Source organism: Methyloversatilis sp. XJ19-13 (genome assembly GCF_024580155.1).
In the GTDB taxonomy this organism is placed as follows: Bacteria; Pseudomonadota; Gammaproteobacteria; order Burkholderiales; family Rhodocyclaceae; genus Methyloversatilis.
In genome coordinates, this window is record NZ_JANINH010000004.1 from 218,744 (window position 1) to 237,117 (window position 18,374).

Annotated in this window: 16 protein-coding genes; 11 read left to right on the forward strand and 5 right to left on the reverse strand. The window is 66.3% G+C overall.

All coding sequences use genetic code 11. From position 1 onward, the window contains the following. Positions 1-24: 24 nt before the first annotated feature. The 5 genes from NMQ14_RS07475 to NMQ14_RS07495 all read left to right on the forward strand — a co-directional run bounded on the left by NMQ14_RS07475 (position 25) and on the right by NMQ14_RS07495 (position 4,991). Positions 25-234 carry a hypothetical protein gene (locus NMQ14_RS07475; RefSeq protein ID WP_257094853.1) on the forward strand — a complete coding sequence of 70 codons (210 nt, stop codon included), beginning with the start codon at positions 25-27 and terminating at the stop codon, positions 232-234. Positions 235-258: 24 nt separating this feature from the next. Beyond that, complete coding sequence (locus tag NMQ14_RS07480; protein WP_257094855.1) at positions 259-1,329, forward strand: hypothetical protein; 1,071 nt, start codon at positions 259-261, stop codon at positions 1,327-1,329. Between the two features lie 93 nt (positions 1,330-1,422). Beyond that, positions 1,423-1,947: a DUF2007 domain-containing protein gene (locus tag NMQ14_RS07485; protein ID WP_257094857.1), complete on the forward strand. Its 525-nt coding sequence runs from the start codon at positions 1,423-1,425 to the stop codon at positions 1,945-1,947. 6 nt (positions 1,948-1,953) lie between these two features. Continuing rightward, positions 1,954-4,320: a penicillin-binding protein 1C gene (gene pbpC, locus NMQ14_RS07490; RefSeq protein ID WP_257094858.1), complete on the forward strand. Its 2,367-nt coding sequence runs from the start codon at positions 1,954-1,956 to the stop codon at positions 4,318-4,320. A 395-nt stretch (positions 4,321-4,715) separates the two neighbouring features. Then, the gene (locus NMQ14_RS07495) at positions 4,716-4,991 is read left to right on the forward strand and encodes a cupin domain-containing protein (RefSeq protein WP_069040748.1); all 276 of its coding nucleotides are present in this window, start codon (positions 4,716-4,718) and stop codon (positions 4,989-4,991) included. Positions 4,992-5,139: 148 nt separating this feature from the next. On the opposite strand, the gene NMQ14_RS07500 is transcribed toward NMQ14_RS07495, so the two are convergent. The 4 genes from NMQ14_RS07500 to rlmM all read right to left on the reverse strand — a co-directional run bounded on the left by NMQ14_RS07500 (position 5,140) and on the right by rlmM (position 11,507). Further along, a complete protein-coding gene (locus NMQ14_RS07500; protein ID WP_257094860.1) occupies positions 5,140-5,976 on the reverse strand; it encodes an ABC transporter substrate-binding protein in 837 nt (278 codons plus the stop codon). 266 nt (positions 5,977-6,242) lie between these two features. After that, positions 6,243-7,997 (reverse strand): PQQ-dependent methanol/ethanol family dehydrogenase, encoded by a 1,755-nt coding sequence (locus NMQ14_RS07505; RefSeq protein ID WP_257094862.1) that lies wholly within the window; start codon positions 7,995-7,997, stop codon positions 6,243-6,245. 563 nt (positions 7,998-8,560) lie between these two features. Further along, a complete protein-coding gene (locus tag NMQ14_RS07510) occupies positions 8,561-10,045 on the reverse strand; it encodes a DEAD/DEAH box helicase (RefSeq protein ID WP_257094864.1) in 1,485 nt (494 codons plus the stop codon). 361 nt (positions 10,046-10,406) lie between these two features. Beyond that, on the reverse strand, positions 10,407-11,507 hold the full coding sequence (gene rlmM / locus NMQ14_RS07515) for a 23S rRNA (cytidine(2498)-2'-O)-methyltransferase RlmM (RefSeq protein WP_257094866.1): 1,101 nt from the start codon (positions 11,505-11,507) through the stop codon (positions 10,407-10,409). Positions 11,508-11,593: 86 nt separating this feature from the next. On the opposite strand from rlmM, the gene NMQ14_RS07520 reads away from it, so the two are divergent. From NMQ14_RS07520 to ugpQ, 4 genes are read left to right on the forward strand one after another with little or no spacing between them, the layout of a single operon-like run. After that, positions 11,594-12,676, forward strand: coding sequence for an aldo/keto reductase (locus tag NMQ14_RS07520; protein WP_257094869.1), 1,083 nt, complete (start codon positions 11,594-11,596; stop codon positions 12,674-12,676). Positions 12,677-12,714: 38 nt separating this feature from the next. Continuing rightward, the gene (locus NMQ14_RS07525) at positions 12,715-14,097 is read left to right on the forward strand and encodes an extracellular solute-binding protein (RefSeq protein WP_257094870.1); all 1,383 of its coding nucleotides are present in this window, start codon (positions 12,715-12,717) and stop codon (positions 14,095-14,097) included. After that, the gene (locus NMQ14_RS07530) at positions 14,067-14,303 is read left to right on the forward strand and encodes a hypothetical protein (protein WP_257094871.1); all 237 of its coding nucleotides are present in this window, start codon (positions 14,067-14,069) and stop codon (positions 14,301-14,303) included. The genes NMQ14_RS07525 and NMQ14_RS07530 overlap by 31 nt, the downstream gene beginning before the upstream one ends. A gap of 10 nt (positions 14,304-14,313) precedes the next feature. Beyond that, on the forward strand, positions 14,314-15,060 hold the full coding sequence (gene ugpQ, locus NMQ14_RS07535) for a glycerophosphodiester phosphodiesterase (RefSeq protein WP_257094872.1): 747 nt from the start codon (positions 14,314-14,316) through the stop codon (positions 15,058-15,060). 213 nt (positions 15,061-15,273) lie between these two features. Here ugpQ and NMQ14_RS07540 read toward each other — a convergent pair whose 3' ends face one another. Next, on the reverse strand, positions 15,274-16,122 hold the full coding sequence (locus NMQ14_RS07540) for an ABC transporter substrate-binding protein (protein ID WP_257094873.1): 849 nt from the start codon (positions 16,120-16,122) through the stop codon (positions 15,274-15,276). Between the two features lie 171 nt (positions 16,123-16,293). Between NMQ14_RS07540 and NMQ14_RS07545 the strand changes: the two genes are divergently transcribed. Then, positions 16,294-17,709, forward strand: a complete 1,416-nt coding sequence (locus tag NMQ14_RS07545) for a histidine kinase (protein ID WP_257094874.1) — start codon at positions 16,294-16,296, stop codon at positions 17,707-17,709. Beyond that, positions 17,706-18,353: a response regulator transcription factor gene (locus tag NMQ14_RS07550; RefSeq protein ID WP_257094875.1), complete on the forward strand. Its 648-nt coding sequence runs from the start codon at positions 17,706-17,708 to the stop codon at positions 18,351-18,353. Before NMQ14_RS07545 ends, NMQ14_RS07550 begins: the two co-directional genes overlap by 4 nt. Positions 18,354-18,374: the final 21 nt, after the last annotated feature.

The window sequence follows — 18,374 nt, forward strand, 5'->3', positions numbered from 1 at the left end:
GGCGTCAATCTACGGGTTACGCACATGGTTTTCGAAGTCTACGGACGATTCGAGGTCGAGGTTTGCGAGGAGTCGGGGGCGTGGGTCGCCTATCGGCTGGGCCCCGGCATGCGTCATCGTGACTATGACGTGTCCCTCCCGCGCGGGCTGGCCGAAGACCGGCTGGCCGAGGTGCTGACCACCAGTTTCCAGGACCTTGCCTCGCCGGGTCTGAACGTGCGGCGCGTCCGCTGAAGGCTGTCGCACCGAGCACACGTCATGTTCGCCTCCCTCGCGCGCCTCCCCGCTACGCTCGGTACCTTCGGTCTGATTTTCTGGGGCGGCGTGCTGCTGGCGCTGCTGATCGCCGTCGGCGTACTGATCGTGATCGAACTGCGCATGTTCCGGGCGCGTGGCAAGGGCGGCGGTGCGCTGTTCGTGCGCCTGTGTTCCTTGCCCATCCTCGCCCTGACCGTGGCCGCCGTACTGTTCGCCGCGCGCGCGGTGTCGGGCATGGAAGGCCTGGCGGTGTTCTACGTCGCGCTGTTCACGCTGGCGCCACTGCTGTGGTTCGGTCTGCACGGGCTGGCCGGGTGGCTCGCCTCGCCTCGGCTGGGTCGGGGTGAAAGTGCATGGCTGGCGGCCAGCGGTCTGCTGATGCTGTTGCTGCCGGTCGGCATCGTCAGCGCGCTGCAGATGCCTTACTTCCATCTGGTGCGCCTGATCGATGGCGCCCGCGTGGCCGCAACCGATCACCGGCCGCTGCCGCATGACGTGCGGCCGGTGCTGCGTTTCCGGCTGGCCGCCGTCGGCGGAGGCGCCGGTGACCTCCTCGTTCAGTCGCTGCGCGCGCCGGCGGGTGTGACGGTCGAGCGCGTCGAAGCGATGTCGGGCGGTCACTGGGCGGACACCGCGACACAGATGCATCCGTACATGTGCCGCAACGGCGCAGATCTGCATTTCGCATGGCGGCCAGGCACCGCGCTGCCGCGGCTCAGGCTGCACTGGCGTGACGCCTCCGGCGCTGCACTGACCGAGTTCCAGCCCGCCGATCCGGTCGCGCTGCCGCCGGCGGCGGACTTCGTGCCGCGCTGGCGTAGCAGCGGCGGTGTCGATCTGCCGGCGCCATTGCCTCGCGACCTCGTCACAGTCAGCAATCAGGCGGGCGCCAGCGGCTATTTCCGCGCGCTGCCGGCAAGCATCGATCGCACACATGACTGCCTGCCCGGCGGAGAACACCTGACGTGGACGACTTCGGGAGACGCAGTGAGCGCGTTGCGGATTTCGATCGACCTCGCCGCGACCGACCGCGGCTTGAGCGCTCAGTATGTGAGGCCGGATACTCGATAACCGTTCTGCGGACACGCTGTGAGCGCTGCAACATGATCTGCCCGCGGTGGTGATGTACCCTTCATTTCATTCATCCTCTGCGCACCGATCACGATGAAAACCCTTTACGAAGCGGCCAGCCTCGTGGAAGCCCATCTGCTGAAGGATCTGCTGGCACAGGAAGGCGTGCCCGCGGTGATCCACGGTGAGTTCCTGCAGGGCGGCATGGGAGAATTGCCGGCTGCGGGCCTGATCCGGTTGATGGTGGATGATCACCACTATGGCGCCGGGCGCGCGGTCATCGAACGCTGGGAAGCCAGCCCGGTCAGCGACATCCCGGACGTGCCACGTCCTCCTGCCCGGGGCGAGGCGTCACCCGCTGGCGGGCAGTCCGTGCATCGGCAGCCACACCCCCCTCCGCAGCGGCGGCGCGACGGCCGCAACCCTTTCGGCATGTGGATCGCCGTGGCCGTGGTCGCCACCGCCTGCTGGCTGTATGCGCGCGCGGTCGAGGCGATTGAAGTGGTCGACGTTGTCGATATCGATGGTCGCATCGACGGACGTGCTAAGAACGCCGACAGGCAGCACCCGGCACCGCCGCCCACGCCTGGAGACGGCGCCGCGCTGCGCTTGCGCTGAGTGTCCGTGCCGGCTGTCACCGATCCGGCGGCGCAACGCGGCGGGCGCCTGCTCACCCGTGTGTTTCTCGCGGCACTGCTTTTGTTTTTTGCGCTGTGGCTGCTGGATCGCTTGTTTCCGCCGTCGCTGCCCGGGCCGGACGACGGTTTCATCGTGCTCGCGCGCGACGGCAGCCCGCTGCGTGCCTGGCCGGGTGCGGATGGCGCATGGCGCTATCCGGTGACACTGGCCGACGTGTCGCCGCGCTATGTCGAGGCGCTGCTGGGCTATGAAGACCGCTGGTTCCGCTGGCATCCGGGCGTCAATCCGGCTGCACTGGCTCGCGCTGCGTGGCAGTGGGCGGGCAGCGGTCGCATCGTGTCCGGCGGCTCCACGCTCACCATGCAGGTCGCACGCATCCTCGAACCGGTGCCGCGCACGCCGCGCGGCAAGCTGCGCCAGATGGCGCGCGCGCTGCAACTCGAATGGCGGCTGTCGAAGGACGACATCCTCACGCTGTATCTGAATCACGCGCCGATGGGTGGCATCGTCGAAGGCGTAGAGATGGCCAGTCGCGCCTACCTGGGCAAGCCGTCGCGCGACCTCAGCCATGCCGAAGCGGCGCTGCTCGCCACCCTGCCGCGTGCGCCCAGCCGTCTGCGTCCGGACCGCGCGCCGCAGGCGGCGCAGGTCGCGCGAGATCGCGTGCTGGCGCGTCTGGCCAACTTCGGCATCTGGACGCCCGAAGTGGTGGCCGACGCGCGCATCGAGCCGGTCATCGCGCAGCGCCTGCAGGGCGGCTGGCTGGCACCGCTGGCGGCCGAACGTCTGCGCGGGCAGGTGCGCCGCTCGGACCGGCGCGGCCTGACCCGCGTTGCCAGCACGCTGGACCGCGAACTGCAGAGCACGGTCGAGCGGCTGCTGGCCGACCGTGCCTCGGTGCTGCCGCCGAAAGTGTCGATCGCCGCGCTGGTGATGGATGTCGACACACTTGAGGTGCGCGCCTATGCCGGTTCGGCCGATTTCACCGACGCCGGACGCAGCGCCCATGTCGACATGGTGCGCGGCGTTCGCTCGCCCGGCTCCACACTGAAGCCCTTTCTTTATGCGATGGCGCTGGACGACGGCCTCATCCATTCCGAAAGCCTGCTGATCGACGCGCCGCAGGCCTTTGGCGGCTATCAGCCGGGTAATTTCCAGGCTGACTTTTCGGGGCCGGTCAGCGCCGCCGAAGCGCTGCAGCGCTCTCTCAACGTGCCGGCCGTCGACCTGCTGGACCAGATCACGCCGTCGCGCTTCGCCGCCCGGCTCGCCACGGGCGGCCTCAAGCTGCGCATCGCGACCGGAGAGCAGCCCAACCTGAGCCTCATCCTGGGCGGCGCCGGGGTCACGCTGGAAGAGCTGGTCGGCGCCTACCGCGCGCTGGCTGCCGGCGGCCTGGCCGGCACGCCGCGCCTCACACCGGATGCACCGCGCGTCGAATCGCGTCTGATGAGTGCGGGCGCGGCGTGGATCGTGCGTGACATTCTGGAAGGCGGCGGTCACCCGGATCGCCCCTTCATCGAAGGCGGTGGCCATGCGCCGCTGGCCTGGAAAACCGGCACCAGCTTCGGCTTTCGCGATGCCTGGGCGGTCGGCGTGTCCGGTCGCCATGCCCTCGGCGTCTGGATAGGCCGGCCGGACGGCACGCCCAATCCCGGGTTCTTCGGCGCCAACGCGGCAGCGCCGCTGCTGAAGGACATCGCCGCGGCGCTGCCGCGCGCAGCGCCCGCGCCGCGTGACCGGCCGATGTCGGTGCAGGCGGTCGACATCTGCTGGCCACTCGGCACCGCGATGGCTGATACACCTGCGCCACTGTGCCATCGCCGTCGCAGCGCCTGGTCACTCGCCGGTGCCGTACCGCCGACGCGACCCGATCGTATCGACGGCAGCAGCCTGCGGCAGACAGCGTGGATCGATCCGACCAGCGGTCTGCGCACGGTGTCGGGCTGTGGCAATGGGCAAATGCAGGAGTTCGCCCGCTGGCCGGTGCTGTTGCAACCGTGGCTCGCAGGCTGGCAGCCGGCCGACCAGCGCCTGCCCGACTGGCAACCGGGCTGCGCGCCGGTCGACACTGCACCGGCCGCCACGCTGCGTATCGTCGGCCTCACCGATGGCTTGCGCCTGCGTCCCGCGCCACATCAGCGCCATGTGTCGCTTCAACTCGCAGCGCGCGGCGCGCATGGCACGGTGTATTGGCTGCTCGATGGCCGGCGGGTGACGCCGGATGGCGGCGGCAAGCTTCTGCTCGACGACCCCGGCGAACACCGGCTAACTGTGATGGACGGCGAGGGACGCCATCACAGCGTGAGGTTCGTGCTCGATCCGGCGCCCGATGCCCGAGCCCTGCGCTGACCCCCGGTGCCGCGATCGGCACCGGCCCTGTGGGAGCGGCTCCCACAGGAACAGCTCCCACCGCCGGCTCCGCTGGCGAACGTCGTCCGCGCCAGGCAGGTCGATTGTCATTGCGCTGCGCGATCGGCGGAATGAAATCCCGACCTGTTCCGTTCGCGGGAATTCGCGCATGGGATGCCCTGTTGCGCCGTAGCGATGTGGTTCGTTTCTGCGATCCGGCCCGGGGCTGCCTTGACACGTGCGGCAGCGGTGGTGACGATGCGTCGCGTACCGATCACGCGGCGTCCGGCTATATCCATTCAGGCGGGCCGCGGATTGTCCGGAAAATTCAGGTTCCCAGAATTTCGATCGAGTGCTTTTTTGCTTTTATTTCAATCACCAACCCGGGAATGACCATGTCTCAAATCATCGTTGAACACAATCCGTCGGAAGACAAGCTCAAGCAACTGGGCGTATCGAGCTGGGAAATCTGGGAGAAGGAAGTGTCGAAGTTTCCGCTCGATTTCGGCATGACCGAAAGCGCCTATCTGCTGGAAGGCGAAATCCATGTCACGCCGCAGGGCGGTGAAAAGGTGGTGATCAAGGCTGGCGATTTCGTGGTGTTCCCGAAAGGCATGAAGTCGATGTGGGAAGTGGTGAAGCCCTTGCGCAAGCACTACAAGCACAGCTGATCCAGGGCTTTGACCCGACAGCGGGTTGAACAGAAAAAAGCCCCGGATTTCCGGGGCTTTTTTCTGTCGCTCGATGCAGGGGCGGCGACATCGAGCCGGGTGTCGGCGGGGCTGCCAACCTGACCGCGATGCCGCCCCTGCACGGGCATCAGGGTGCGCGGTACTCGACGCCGTGGCGCTTGAAGATCTCCTTCAGTTCGCCCTTTTCGGCAATGCTGTTCATCGCGGCCTGCAGCGACTGGGCCAGCTTTTCGTTGCCTGCCTTCACCGCGAGGCCGATGACCCACTGACGGCGATTGACCAGCGGCAGCGGCACGTCGCCAATCGCGTAGCCGCTGGTACCGGCAATGCCTGCTTCCATCTCGCTCTGCATGCCCATCACGGCACTGACTTCGCCGTTCTTCATCGCTGCCAGCGCTTCGCCGGCAGATTTGTAGTGGCCGACGTTGTTGCGGTAGGCGCCGCCGTCCGCCGACAGCAGCACCGTGTCAGGGTAGGTTTCAACTTCGACGCCGATGCGCTGGGTGCGGAAGACATCGAGCGATTCGAGCTTGTCGATCTTCTCGACATTGCGGGCGATGGCAAATTTTTCGCGGTAGTACGGTGCGAAGAACATGGCCTTGTCGTTGCGTGCCGTGTAGGTCGCATCGATGGGCACATGCAGCATGACGTCGGCCGGACCATAGCCGAGCACGGTGCCGCGCCACACCATGTTGCGCAGGTCATCGTCCATGTTTTCATCGGCCGAGAACCACAGTATTTCGAGCTTCACGCCAAGCCGGTCAGCCAGCAGCCTGGCGAGGTCAACGTCGATGCCGCCTGTGCTTACGTCGGAGAACGGGGCGAATTCCTTGTACAACGCAACTTTGATCTGGCCGCTCTTGATAACTTCGTCAAGGTCGCGGCCCTGCGCCCATGCGCCGCCAGCGAAGCCGCCCAGCCACATGACGGCGCACAGCATCAGCGCGGTGAATCTGTTCTTCATTCCTGGTCTCCAGAGGTATTGTGTGTGCGGGGATGTTTTCCCGCGAGCCCGCATTTTTGCACGGCTCACCGAAATCGGTTGCAACAACCGGTCTGCCGCCCGGAGGCGTCAGCGGACTTTGCACAGGGTGCTCTGCCGGGCAACCCGGTCAGCAGGCGCGCCAACAAACCGGACAGGAAAGAAAAAACCGGCGCCAGAAGGCGCCGGTTACGGTCGCCCCAACAACGGGGCGCAAGGAGGAGTCTTCAGATCTTCCTGATCAATCCTTACTTCAACAGCTTGAATACCCACATGGAGCCACCCTGGTTCAGGTACGCAACCTTCTTGGCCACGTCACCACCCCACAGCGGCACTGCGCCGCCCCAGCCGGCCGTCACGGCAACGTACTGTTCGCCGTCCTGATCCCAGGTGATCGGGGGCGCGACGATGCCGGTGCCGACCTGGAAGGACCACACTTCCTTGCCGGTCTTGGCGTCGGCCGCCTTCAGGTAACCCTCGGGCGTGCCCCAGAACACCAGACCGCCGCGGGTCACCATCGCGCCGCCCCACAGCGGAGCGTTGTTGCGCACTTCCCACACGATCTTGCCGGTCTTCGGATCGACGGCACGCAGCGCGCCGATGTAGTCGCCGCCGATATCCTTGGCGTCCAGCGTCTTGATCGTGAAGCCGGCACCCAGGTAGGCCGCACCCTTCTTGTAGGTGATCGGCTCGTTCCAGATTTCCATGCCCCATTCATTGGACGGCACGTAGAACAGGCCGGTGTCCGGGCTGTAGGCCATCGGCATCTGGTTCTTGCCGCCGAGGAAGGACGGTGTCGCGAATACGGCGTTGCCCTTCTTGCCATCGGAACTGGCGGTCGGGTCACCCGGACGGTTTGCCGGGTCGTAGATCGGCCGACCGTTCTCGTCCAGGCCCTTGGCCCAGTTCAGCGCCTTGACGAACGGGAAGCCACGCTCGAACTTGCCGGTGTTGGCGTCCAGTACATAGAAGAAGCCGTTGCGGTCGGCCTTGCCGCCCATGCGCTTGCCGTTCATGTCGAAGGTGACGAATTCGTTCACGCCGTCGTAGTCCCAGCCGTCATTCGGTGTGCCCTGGAAATGCCACTTGATTTCGCCGGTCTTGACGTCGATCGCAACGGTGGAGCACGAGTACAGATTGTCGCCGGGACGCAGGTGGCTGTTCCACGGCGCCGGGTTGCCGGTACCGAAGTAGGCGAGGCCGGTCTTCGCGTCATAGGTGCCGCCGAGCCACGTCGCCGCGCCGCCGACCTTCCACAGGTCGCCCGGCCAGGTTGCATTGGTGGTGCCGCTGATGCCGGCTTCCGTCTTGTTGCCGTCGGCGTCGTACCTGTAACCCATGTGACCTTCGATGGTCGGACGCATCCACACCATCTTGCCGGTCTTCGGGTCACGTGCCTCGACGCGGCCGATGATGCCGAACTCGCCACCCGATACGCCGGTCAGCAGCAGTCCGCCGGCGATGATGGGCGCTGCCGACGACGAATAGCCGGCCTGGTAGTCGTCGATCTTCTCCTTCCACACCACCTTGCCGGTGGCCTGATCCAGCGCGATGAGCTGGGCGTCGAGCGTGGCGTAGATGATCAGGTTGTCGAATGCTGCAGCGCCGCGGTTGATCACGTCGCAGCAGGGCATGATGCCCTCGGGCAGGCGGTGTTCGTAGATCCACAGGCGCTTGCCGGTCTTGGCATCAAGCGCGAACACGCGCGAGTATGAAGCGGTGATGAACATCTTGCCGTCGACGATAAGCGGCTGGGCTTCCTGACCCCGCTGCTTTTCGCCGCCGTACGAGTACGACCACGCGGGCACCAGTCGCTTCACGTTCTTCGGAGTGATCTGCTTGAGCGGGCTGAAACGCTGGCCTTCGGTCCCCATGCCCCACGAAAGAACGTTTCCGGTGGTTTTGGCGTCGTTCACGATGTCGGCGTCCGTTACACCGGCATACGCGATGGTGCTGTGCGCGCAGGCAGTGAGGGCGAGCGCTGCAAGAGCAGTTCTTTTCATCGATGGTCTCCTCGAATTTGGATCAGTCGTCTGACTGTCGGATTTCTCGTCGCAACGAGCGACGCACTGGTGTTGCAAAACGCATGCCATTTATCGGGTTTGCGCCAAAAGCCCGGCTCGGATTCCCTTGGCGGGCGGTCTTTCCGACGGGCGTGGCAAGGCGCTGGAGAAGTGATGTCTTCCCGGAGCCGCGCGGATAAAGGCCCTGCGGAAGGCAGGTCTTCTGTCGGGGTGCAGATGCGGCGTGGGTAACGAAACGAGGTGCGCAGTCGCGATCGCGCCGAACAACCTCCGGTCATGGTTGCACAAGCGGCTGACCCGTCCGGATTTCAACCGATTTCTGCAAATCGTTCGTACAGTTATCGAACGTCCGCCAGAGACTATGTCCCGGGGTGGGCAGGGTGGCGCCCCGCTTTTTTCCGGGATTCCGTCACTGCTGCCACCGGCGCGTCAGCGCGTTCGGGCCGTGTGCGGCGCGAGCGCAATCCCGACGAAGTACTCGTCGGATGATGTCTTCCGGTTCGTGTACTCGTTGGTCTGCCGGGGCATGGCCGCCCCGGTGGTCAGCGCTTGCCGTTGCCGCCCAGCAATGCGGCAACCTGCCGCTTGCCACGCCGGGCGCCGCCTGCGGTGCCGTCAGCCGTTGCGGCCGGGCCATCGCCTGAGGGCAGTGATTCGTAAGGCTTGCTGAAGTCGAAACCGTCCGCCGCAACCTGGCTGGCCGATGAACGCGGACTGCGCGGCGCACGCACGGTGTCGCCGGGCGACGACCGGCCGCGGCGTGCTGCGCCTTCGGGCCGTTCCAGCCGCTCACCGTTGCTGACGGTGCGTTCCCGCGGACGCTCGCTACCACGCCCTTCGCGCGGACTTGATTCGCGCGCTTCGCGCTGTCGGGCGCGGCCGGGGTCGAAGCCTTCCGGCATTGCCGGTTCGATTTCCTTGCGGATCAACTTTTCGATATCGGCCACGCGGCCGCGCTCTTCCGGCGCCATCAGGGAAATGGCCTCGCCACTGCGCCCGGCACGGCCGGTGCGGCCGATCCGGTGTACATAATCTTCCGCGTTATGCGGCAATTCGAAATTGATGACGAAGGGCAGATCCTCGATGTCGAGGCCGCGCGCCGCGACGTCGGTCGCGACCAGTACGCGCACGGCACCGCTCTTGAACGCTTCCAGCGCTTCGGTGCGCTGCTGCTGGCTCTTGTCGCCGTGGATGGCGTCCGCCGCCACACCCTGACGGATCAGGTGTACGGCCAGCCGGCTGGCGCCGAATTTCGTATTGACGAACACCAGCGCCTGACGCGACACGTAGTCGGGCTGCGTCAGCAGGTGCGTCAGCAGCGCACGCTTGTCGTCGGTCGCGCAGGCATGCACCTTGTGCGTGACGGTTTCGGCCGTGGCATTGCGGCGAGCGACTTCGATCAGCTGCGGGTCGCGCAACATGGCCTGCGCAAGCTTCTTGATTTCTTCCGAGAAGGTGGCCGAAAACAGCAGGCTCTGCCGCTGTGCGGGCAGCAGCGCGAGGATGCGCTTGATGTCCGGGATGAAACCCATGTCCAGCATGCGGTCGGCTTCGTCCAGCACCAACATCTGCACCTGGCCGAGCGCGATGCTCTTGCCTTCGACATGATCGAGCAGGCGACCGGGCGTGGCGACGACGATTTCGCGGCCTTCGCGCAATTCCTTCACCTGCGCCTTCATGTCGACGCCGCCATAGATGCAGACGGATCGCAGCGGCAGGTGCTTCGAATAGGTACGCACGCTTTCGTGCACCTGCATCGCCAGTTCGCGCGTCGGGCAGACGATGAGCGCGCGTACCGGGTGACGGGCCGGCGATGGCGAGCTGCTGGCGTGCGGCGCGAGGCGCTGCAGCAGCGGCAGCGTGAAACTGGCGGTCTTGCCCGTGCCCGTCTGGGCGCCACCCATGACGTCGCGGCCCGCCAGCACGATGGGGATGGCCTGGGCCTGAATGGGGGTCGGCACGGTGTAGCCGGTGTCTGCGACAGCGCGCAGCAATTCGGGGATGAGCCCGAGTTCTTCAAACGACATGTATGCGAAGCTCTTTGTGTAAGGACTTCCGCCTGGCATGCCGGTTCAGGCTGGGGAAATCGGTTCCGGAAAACCCGGCGCGAGTGCGCGCCAACTTGAGTTTGGCGCGGGTATCGAGCCCGGGGCGCAGGCGCCTGGGCGGGAGAAGTGGAGAATCGGGCCGGGTAATCCGGCCGGATTGGAAACTCCGGGCCGCGCCATAACCGGCGAGGCGACTGCGCGTGCATTATTGCACAGTGCACGGTCTCGCCTTCGCGTGGCGCGGATTCGAAGTTCAGGAACCCGAACGCGACCTCGTGCGGGCTTTCTGTAAGCGACCCCCTGTGGCAGTGGATCGCCACTCCCACAGCAGGCGCTCCGCTCAGCCGTGCCGGCGACGGGCGGATGCGGACTTGCCCGGTACGCCCAGGTAACCGGTGACTTCCTCGCGGTCGTGATAGAGCTGGCGGAAACGCAGTTCGTGCTTCTTGTCGACCGACTCCAGCGCTTCGGCGATCAGGTCGGAACACAGTTGCAGTTCTTCATAGCGCCGCTTCATCGGCAGCTTGAGATTGAAGATGGCATGCTGGCACAGACCCTGCGCGACCCAGCGCGCGACCAGTGCAGCGACGCGGCGTGGCTGTTCGACCATGTCGCATACCAGCCAGTCGACCGGCTTGCGCGGCACAAAGCGGAAACCGTCTTCCTTCTTGTGCCGTACCTGGCCGGTTTCGAGCAATTCCGGCTTCATCGGCCCATTGTCGACTGCAGTCACTTCGAAATGGCGCGACACGAGGTGCCAGGTCCAGCCTCCCGGTGCGGCACCGAGGTCGACGGCGCTCATGCCGGGCTTGATCAGCCTTTCCTGTTCGTCTTCGGTCAGCAGGCTGTGAAACGCCTCGGCCAGCTTGAGCGTCGAGCGCGACGGCGCCTCGCGCGGCATGCGCAGGCGCGGAATGCCGCCTGGCCACTCGCTGCGCCGGCCGGGCCAGGACAGCGCCACGGTGGCGCGATCGGCTGCAGTGAAGAAGATGTGCAGGCGTGGTGCTTCCCGGTCGTCGCTGAAGGCGTTGGCCGTTTCAAGCGCCTGACTCATGAAGCCTTCCAGCTTGCGGCTGAGGCCGGACAGCGCTTTTACGTTGTCGGAGTCCGGTGTTTCAATCAGGAAGTCGCTGAACTCCGGTGCCAGTTCGAGAGCGGCTTCGACCACCGGCGTGACACGGTCGCGCGGTGTCATGCCTTCGACGGTACGGCCCGCCCACACCAGTTGGCGGGCAAATGTGAGGTCCTGCCAGCTCAGCTTGCGCATCAGGGCGCTCAGCGCGCGCGCATCGGCAAATGCCTCCACGTAGCCACTGCCAGCCTGGGCCTGCGGTTCGATCATCTGGCCGGCGTCGCCGCAGCGGTCCATGATCTCCTGCGCGCATTCGCGCTCGAAGCCGGCACGGCAATACAGCAGCAGGCCGAGGGGATTTGTTTTCAAGGTGTGTCCGTTCAGGGTGAATCCGTGCCGGGCCGACCGGTCTGTGATACATGTCGCGCTTTTGGGAATGCAATCTGGTCCGCCGCATGAATCTTACGAAAGTTACCGGAATGAAGGCTGTCGGCACGAAGGATATCGCGCGCCGGCTTCTCGGCCGCTCTACGCTTGAAGTCCCGGCCATCGGGCTGGGCACGATGACCTTCGGTCAGCAGGTCGACGAGCGCACGGCCCACGCCATCATGGACGAAGCCTTCGAGGCCGGCGTCGACTTTCTCGATGCGGCCGAAATGTACCCGGTCCCGGCGCGCGCGGAAACCTTCGGCGACACCGAACGCATCGTCGGCAACTGGCTTGCGCGCCGGCCGCGCGAATCGGTCATCGTCGCGACCAAAGTGGCCGGCCCGGCACGCGGTATCGAATGGATACGCGGCGGACCGCTGGCGCTCGATGAAAGCAACATCCGTCAGGCGGTCGAAGGATCACTCGCGCGACTGCGCACCGACTACATCGATCTGTACCAGATCCACTGGCCGGCGCGCAATGTGCCGATGTTCGGCCAGTATGAATATGACCCGGGCGGCGAGCGCGAGGCGGAATCGCTGCGCAGCCAGCTCGAGGCGCTCGGCCGGCTGATCGAGGAAGGCAAGATCCGCCATGTCGGTGTGTCGAACGAAACGCCGTGGGGCCTGATGACCTGCCTGCGCCTGGCCGACGAAGGGCTGCCGCGCGTGGTGAGCATCCAGAACGCCTACCACCTGATGAACCGAACCTTCGATGTCGGCCTGTCCGAGGTGTGTACGCGCGAGCAGGTGTCGTTGCTGGCGTACTCGCCGCTCGGCTTCGGCCACCTGACCGGCAAGTACGCCGAACGCGCCGACGCGGCGGGTCGAATCAATGAATTTCCGCAGTTCGGCCAGCGCTACTTCAAGGAAAATGTGGCGCCGGCGTCGCGCGCCTACGCCCTGCTGGCGCACGAACACGGACTTACGCCGACCCAGCTGGCGCTCGCGTTCTGCTATCGGCGCCATGCCGTGGCGAGTACCCTGATCGGTGTGACCACGCGCACCCAGTTGCGGGAAAATATCGATGCGTGGGCCGTGATGCTGTCGAACGCGCTGAACGAAGCCATCGACGCGCTGCACCTGCGCTACACCAACCCGGCGCCTTGACCGGGCGCCCTGCCATGTTGCACAGAGGAGATTTCCGGATGTTCATCAAGCCGTTAGCCGCGTTGATCGCGGCCAGCGTCATGCTCGCGCCGATGTCGGCGGGCGCCAATACGGCCGCCCCGAAGCCGGCGGCCAGCGCCAAGGCAAGCAAACCGGCCGCAAAGGCCAGCGCGAAAGCCGGCGGCAAGGTCGCCGCGTCGAAGGAAGCCACCGAACTTGAACTGGCTCACGGTCTGGACGAAGGCGCGGCAATGGCCCTGCAGGCGCTGGTGGATGACTTCAACGCCAGCGGCAAGGCCAAGCAGAAGATCGTGCTCAGCACGCGCAACTGGGAAGATGCAGACGCTGCTGTGCCCACGCTACCGGCCATGCTGGTGCTCGACGATGGCGCGCGTCAGCGCTTCCTCGATGGCAAGCCGCGCTACATCCCGCTTCATCAGGTGATGACGACCGCGAAGGAGAAATTCACTCACGCAGCCATCCCTGCGCCGATGCCCCCTTACCTGAATGGCGCAAAAGGCCGTTTGAATGCGCTGCCGATCGGGCTCGCGACGCCGGTCATGTTCTACAACCGCGACGCGTTCAGCCGGGTCGGGCTTGACCCGAACGTGCCGCCGACCCACTGGTTCTCGCTGCAGGAAGCGCTCGGCGCGCTGCGCGATGGCGGCTACGCCTGCCCCTACACCAGTGCTCGCCCGACGCAGATCCATGTGGACAACATCAGCGCCTGGCACAACGAGCCGTTCGCGCGCAAGCAGGGCAAGACCGGCGAAGCGCTCGCCATCAATGGTCTCGTGCAGGTGAAGCATCTGGCCATGATGTCTTCCTGGTACAAGAGCCGCTACCTGCACATTTTCGGGCGTGCAGACGAAGCGGTCCCGATGTTCGCCGGCGGCCAGTGTCAGGTGCTGACGGCACGCTCCTCGGCCTGGCCGCAGATCAAGCGTGACGCCAAGTTCGACGTCGGTGTCGCGGCACTGCCCTTCCACGAAGACATCCGCAACGCGCCGCGCCACACGCTGGCCGATGGTGCCAGCCTGTGGGTGAGCGCCGGTCGCGGCGCCGAGGAAACGCGCACCATCGCGCGCTTTGTCACCTTCCTGCTCGATCCGGACCGCCAGGCCCGGTGGTCGCTGGCCACCGGCTTCATTCCGCTGAACCGCGCCGGCATGGTTGCAATCAGTCCGGCCGAAGCGCCGAGTGCCGACAGCGTGGCCCGCGTGGCGCTGCGCCAGCTGGCCGGGCGCGCCGGTGTCAAGGAAGAACAGACCAGCCATGCCGCGAGCAACCCGCGCGTGCGGGCGGTGCTCGACGAGGAACTGGAAGAGCTGTGGGCCGACCGCAAGCCGGCCAAGGCCGTGCTCGACACGGCAGTCCTGAGGGCAGGTCCATGTGTGACGTCGATCAACTCGTCCTGCTGATCCGCTCGGCGCGTGAAGACGCGTCGGTCGGCGAACCGTTGCGCCGGCTGCTCGCGCTCGACGACGCGGCGCGCGTCAAGGCGATCGAGAATTGGGTGCGCGAAGGCGTTGCCGCCGGCACGTCGGTGGACATGCTGACCGCCATCGCCTGGCTGACCGACGACGACATCGCGCGTCAGGCGCGCGAGTTGCTCGATCCCGCCTGAAGCCGACCCGATGACGTCCAGGCGGTCGCCCTGGCCTTATCCGCTGTGGATCGCCCATCGCGGCGGTGGCTCGGCGGCACCGGAAAACACGCTCGCCGCGATCCGTACCGGCGCGGCAGCCGGCTTCGGCATGGTCGAGTTCGACGTCATGCTGAGCCGCGACGGCGTGCCGCTGCTGATTCATGACGAAACGCTGGAGCGCACGACGGACGGCGCCGGCAATGTCAGCGCACACAGCGCCCACGCGCTGCGGCAACTCGATGCCGGGCGCTGGCACGGCCCGACCTTCGCCGGAGAACGCATTCCGACGCTGGATCAGGCGCTCGATTGCCTGCTGGCGCTGGACATCACCGCCAACATCGAAATCAAGCCGGCCATCGGCTTCGAGCGTCGCACCGGCGAAGTCGTCGCGCTCGCGGTCGCGGCGCGCTGGCCGGTCGGCCTGCGGCCGCCGCTGCTGTCCTCGTTCTCGATGGACGCCCTTGAGGCGGCGCGCGAGGCGGCGCCCGATTTGCCGCGCGGTCTGCTGTTCGACGACATTCCTGATGACTGGCCGGCTCGTTTGCACCAACACGCCGCGGTGTCCATCCATTGCAACGAGGCGGCCCTTGACGACGCCCGCTTGCGCCAGGTGTGCGGCGCAGGCACACCACTGCTCTGCTACACGGTCAACAACATGGCGCGCGCGCGCGACCTGATCGCGGCCGGTGTGCGCGGGTTGTTCACCGACTGTATGGCGTTCGGCCGGCCGGGCTGAGCAGCACCGGCATGTGGACGATGTTGGGCACCGCTGCGCTCACCCCAACCTGCGGAACGCGATCTGGCGGCGGCTTGCCGGAGCAGGTTGGGGTGAGCGCAGCGATGCCCAACAACAGCCCCAACCCCATGAACACCCGCCGCCCCATCTGCGGCGGCGGATTCGAGTTCGTTTTCGCTGTCGCGCGGGGCAGGCGGGCGAAGTGCCGGAGCGCTACAGGGGCGCCATCCGTGTCACCGCGTATTTGCCGAATATGCGGTCCAGTGTGCCGTCGCGCGCCATCTCCGCGATGGCGTCCTGCAGCGCTTGCGCCAGTTCCACGTTATCTGCCTCGACCGCGAGGCCGAGCGCCCAGCCGGCCTGCGGCAGGCCGGGCAGCGGCGGTGGCGTGCTGACGACGAATTTCCCGCCGGTCGCCGCCTTGATCGGTTCGACCTGGCTGCGCATGCCGAAGAATCCGGCGATGCGGCCTTCTTCCAGTGCGCGCTGCGCCTCGTACGGCGAATGGAAATGATGGATCTGCTCGCGCAGGCGGCCGGCGTCCGACGACAGCAGGGCGATAGACATGATCGATTCGGTTTCGACCCCCAGTGCCTGGTCGGTGACGTCGGTGATGGCGTCGAGCTTCGGCAACAGTTCGGTGGTGCGGATCACCGCCATCGTTTCGCGGTGGTAGGGCGCGAAAATCTTCACCTGCGGGTTGCGGAAACCCATGCCCGGGTCGACCGGCACATGCACCATGACGTCGGACGGACCCGGCCCGAGACCGAGAAAATTGCCTTTCCAGACGATGTTGCGCAGATCGTCGTCCATGTTTTCGCCGGCGTCGTACGAGCGCACGTCGACCTTGACGCCGAGCCTTTCGGCGAGTGCGCGCCCGAGGTCGACGTCGATGCCGGCACCCTGGTCGGAATAGGGCGGGAAGTCCTTGTAGACACCGACGCGCAGCGTGCCGCTGCTGCGGATCTGCGCCAGGTCGCGGGCCTGGGCGCTATTGTAGGAAAGGGTGCACACGGCGGCGAATGCCGCTGCCAGGAGGCAGGTGAGCGAAATCGGACGCATGAAGTTTTCTCCTGTGGATACGCCGGTTCAGCATAAGGGCCGCCGTGGCGCCGGGGGCCGGTAATATGCCGATCGTCGGGCAGTCAATTTGCCTGCCGCCCCGTGGTTGCGTCCGTCCTATCATGCGGCCCTTGCCGACACCGACCGGCAGGACTGTCCGGGTACGCCCACATGAAACGCGTCGATCTCAAGCGCAGCCTGCTGATGCGCATTACGCTTTTTGCCTTCGCGCTGCTGCTGTGCGCGATCGCAGCCACGCTGCACGAGGCGCGCAGCCGTATCCGCGCCGATCTGCAGCGCACCGGCAGCACCATTCCGCAACTGGTGCAGAACGAGGTGACGGCTGCCACGCAAGGCTTTGATCGCGACCTGCGCGGGCTCGATCTGTCGGGGCTGGCCGGCATCGGCCGCCTCATCCCGTTCTGTGTGCGACTTGACGACCTGTATTCGCGAACGGTGGCGCAGCGCTGCTTCGGTGACGCGTCAGAGCCGCTGTTGCTGCCGGCCTCGCTGATGCGGCGGCTGGTCGGCGACGACGCGGTGTTCGCGGGCTATGTGCGCAAGTTCCCCGGCATCAAGGTGGGTGACCTGACGATCACGCCCAACTACGCCAGCGAGGCGACCGCCGTGTGGCGCGACGTGCGCAACCTGCTCTTCATCACCGGCGGCGTGCTGCTGCTCAACATACTGGTCTATCTGCCGGTGCGCCGCGCGCTGCAGCCGACCGCAGACATCCTGAACCGCCTCGCGCGCATGGAACGCGGCGATCTGGCGGTACGTCTGCCGTCCTTCGAGCTGGTTGAGTTGCAGCGCATCAGCGAAGTGTTCAATCACCTGGCCGAGCGTCTGGAACTGACTGTCGCCGAGCAACGGCAACTGGCCCTGCGATTGCTCGACATCCGCGAGGAAGAGCGTCGTCATCTGGCGCGCGAACTGCACGACGAACTGGGGCAGTGCCTGACGTCCATCCAGGCCGAGGCGGCGTACGTGCATGAGCTGGCCGGCGACCGGCTGCCGGGGCTGCGTCCCAGTGCAGAGGCGATTTCGCGCATCACCGCACACATGATGGAAGTGCTGCAGCTGATCCTGCGCGAACTGCGCCCGGTGGGGCTGGAGGAATTCGGTCTCGCCGCCAGCCTCGAACAGCTCGTTGCCAGCCGCAATCGCAGCAGCCACGGCCGCTGCCTGCATGTGCTGGCGATCGACGGCGCGGTCGACACGCTGGCCGACAACCTGAATGTGAGCCTGTACCGCATCGTCCAGGAAAGCCTGACCAACGCGGTCAGGCACGGCGACGCGCGCCACGTCGAGGTATCGCTGCGACGCGACGGCCCGGAACTGCTGTTGCGCATCGATGACGACGGCCTGTCCGACCCCGGCACGAGTTTCAGCGGCGGGCTGGGAATGCTCGGCATGAGCGAGCGCGTGCACGCGCTCGGCGGCACGCTGGTGCTGGCGCCGCTCGCGGGTCGCGGCTTGCGCGTCGAAGTCAGGCTGCGCGTGCCGGACGGGCGGGCACCGGCACGCCCACCGTCGATGCCGCCGCATCCGGCATTCCCGTCGGCCGCCAGCGGAGCGCCAGCGTGATCCGCCTGCTGCTGGTCGATGATCACGCGGTGGTGCGCGAAGGCTACCGCCGCCTGCTCGAACAGCGCGGCGACCTGCGCATTGACGCCGAAGCGGCGACCGCGGGCGAAGCGCTGGTGGCTTTCCGCAACGTCGGGCCGGATGTCGTCATACTTGATCTGTCGCTGCCCGACATGGGGGGCGTCGAACTGATCCGCCGGCTGCTGCAGCGCGAATCGCGCGCCCGCATCCTGGTGTTCAGCATGCATCGCGATCCGCTGTTCGCGACCCAGGCACTGCGTGCCGGGGCGCTGGGCTACGTGACCAAGAGCTGCGCCCCGGAGGTACTGATCAAGGCGGTGTACCAGGTTGCTGCCCGCCAGCGCGTGTTCAGCCCCGACATCGCGCCCGATATCGCGCTGGCGTTGCTGAGCGACATCGACAACCCTCTTGATGCGCTGTCGCCGCGTGAATTCGAGGTGCTGCGCCTGTTGCTCGATGGCCGTTCGGCCGAAGAGATCGGCCAGTCGCTGCATATCAGCCCGAAGACCGCGCAGAACACGCACTACCAGATCAAGGCGAAGCTCGGCGTGAAGAGCGACATCGACCTGATGCGCCTGGCGATCAAGTGGAAACTGGTGCGCGACGACAACGCCGAAGCTTGAGCGGCCGCGCGCGGCCGGGCT

Bases quoted from the DNA above. Each gene is read 5' to 3' on its own strand.
- NMQ14_RS07475 (WP_257094853.1), top strand. From the start codon at position 25: ATGGTTTTCGAAGTCTACGGACGATTCGAGGTCGAGGTTTGCGAGGAG.
- NMQ14_RS07480 (WP_257094855.1), top strand. From the start codon at position 259: ATGTTCGCCTCCCTCGCGCGCCTCCCCGCTACGCTCGGTACCTTCGGT.
- NMQ14_RS07485 (WP_257094857.1), top strand. From the start codon at position 1,423: ATGAAAACCCTTTACGAAGCGGCCAGCCTCGTGGAAGCCCATCTGCTG.
- NMQ14_RS07495 (WP_069040748.1), top strand. From the start codon at position 4,716: ATGTCTCAAATCATCGTTGAACACAATCCGTCGGAAGACAAGCTCAAG.
- NMQ14_RS07500 (WP_257094860.1), bottom strand. From the start codon at position 5,976: ATGAAGAACAGATTCACCGCGCTGATGCTGTGCGCCGTCATGTGGCTG.
- NMQ14_RS07505 (WP_257094862.1), bottom strand. From the start codon at position 7,997: ATGAAAAGAACTGCTCTTGCAGCGCTCGCCCTCACTGCCTGCGCGCAC.
- NMQ14_RS07510 (WP_257094864.1), bottom strand. From the start codon at position 10,045: ATGTCGTTTGAAGAACTCGGGCTCATCCCCGAATTGCTGCGCGCTGTC.
- NMQ14_RS07520 (WP_257094869.1), top strand. From the start codon at position 11,594: ATGAATCTTACGAAAGTTACCGGAATGAAGGCTGTCGGCACGAAGGAT.
- NMQ14_RS07525 (WP_257094870.1), top strand. From the start codon at position 12,715: ATGTTCATCAAGCCGTTAGCCGCGTTGATCGCGGCCAGCGTCATGCTC.
- NMQ14_RS07530 (WP_257094871.1), top strand. From the start codon at position 14,067: ATGTGTGACGTCGATCAACTCGTCCTGCTGATCCGCTCGGCGCGTGAA.
- ugpQ (WP_257094872.1), top strand. From the start codon at position 14,314: ATGACGTCCAGGCGGTCGCCCTGGCCTTATCCGCTGTGGATCGCCCAT.
- NMQ14_RS07540 (WP_257094873.1), bottom strand. From the start codon at position 16,122: ATGCGTCCGATTTCGCTCACCTGCCTCCTGGCAGCGGCATTCGCCGCC.
- NMQ14_RS07545 (WP_257094874.1), top strand. From the start codon at position 16,294: ATGAAACGCGTCGATCTCAAGCGCAGCCTGCTGATGCGCATTACGCTT.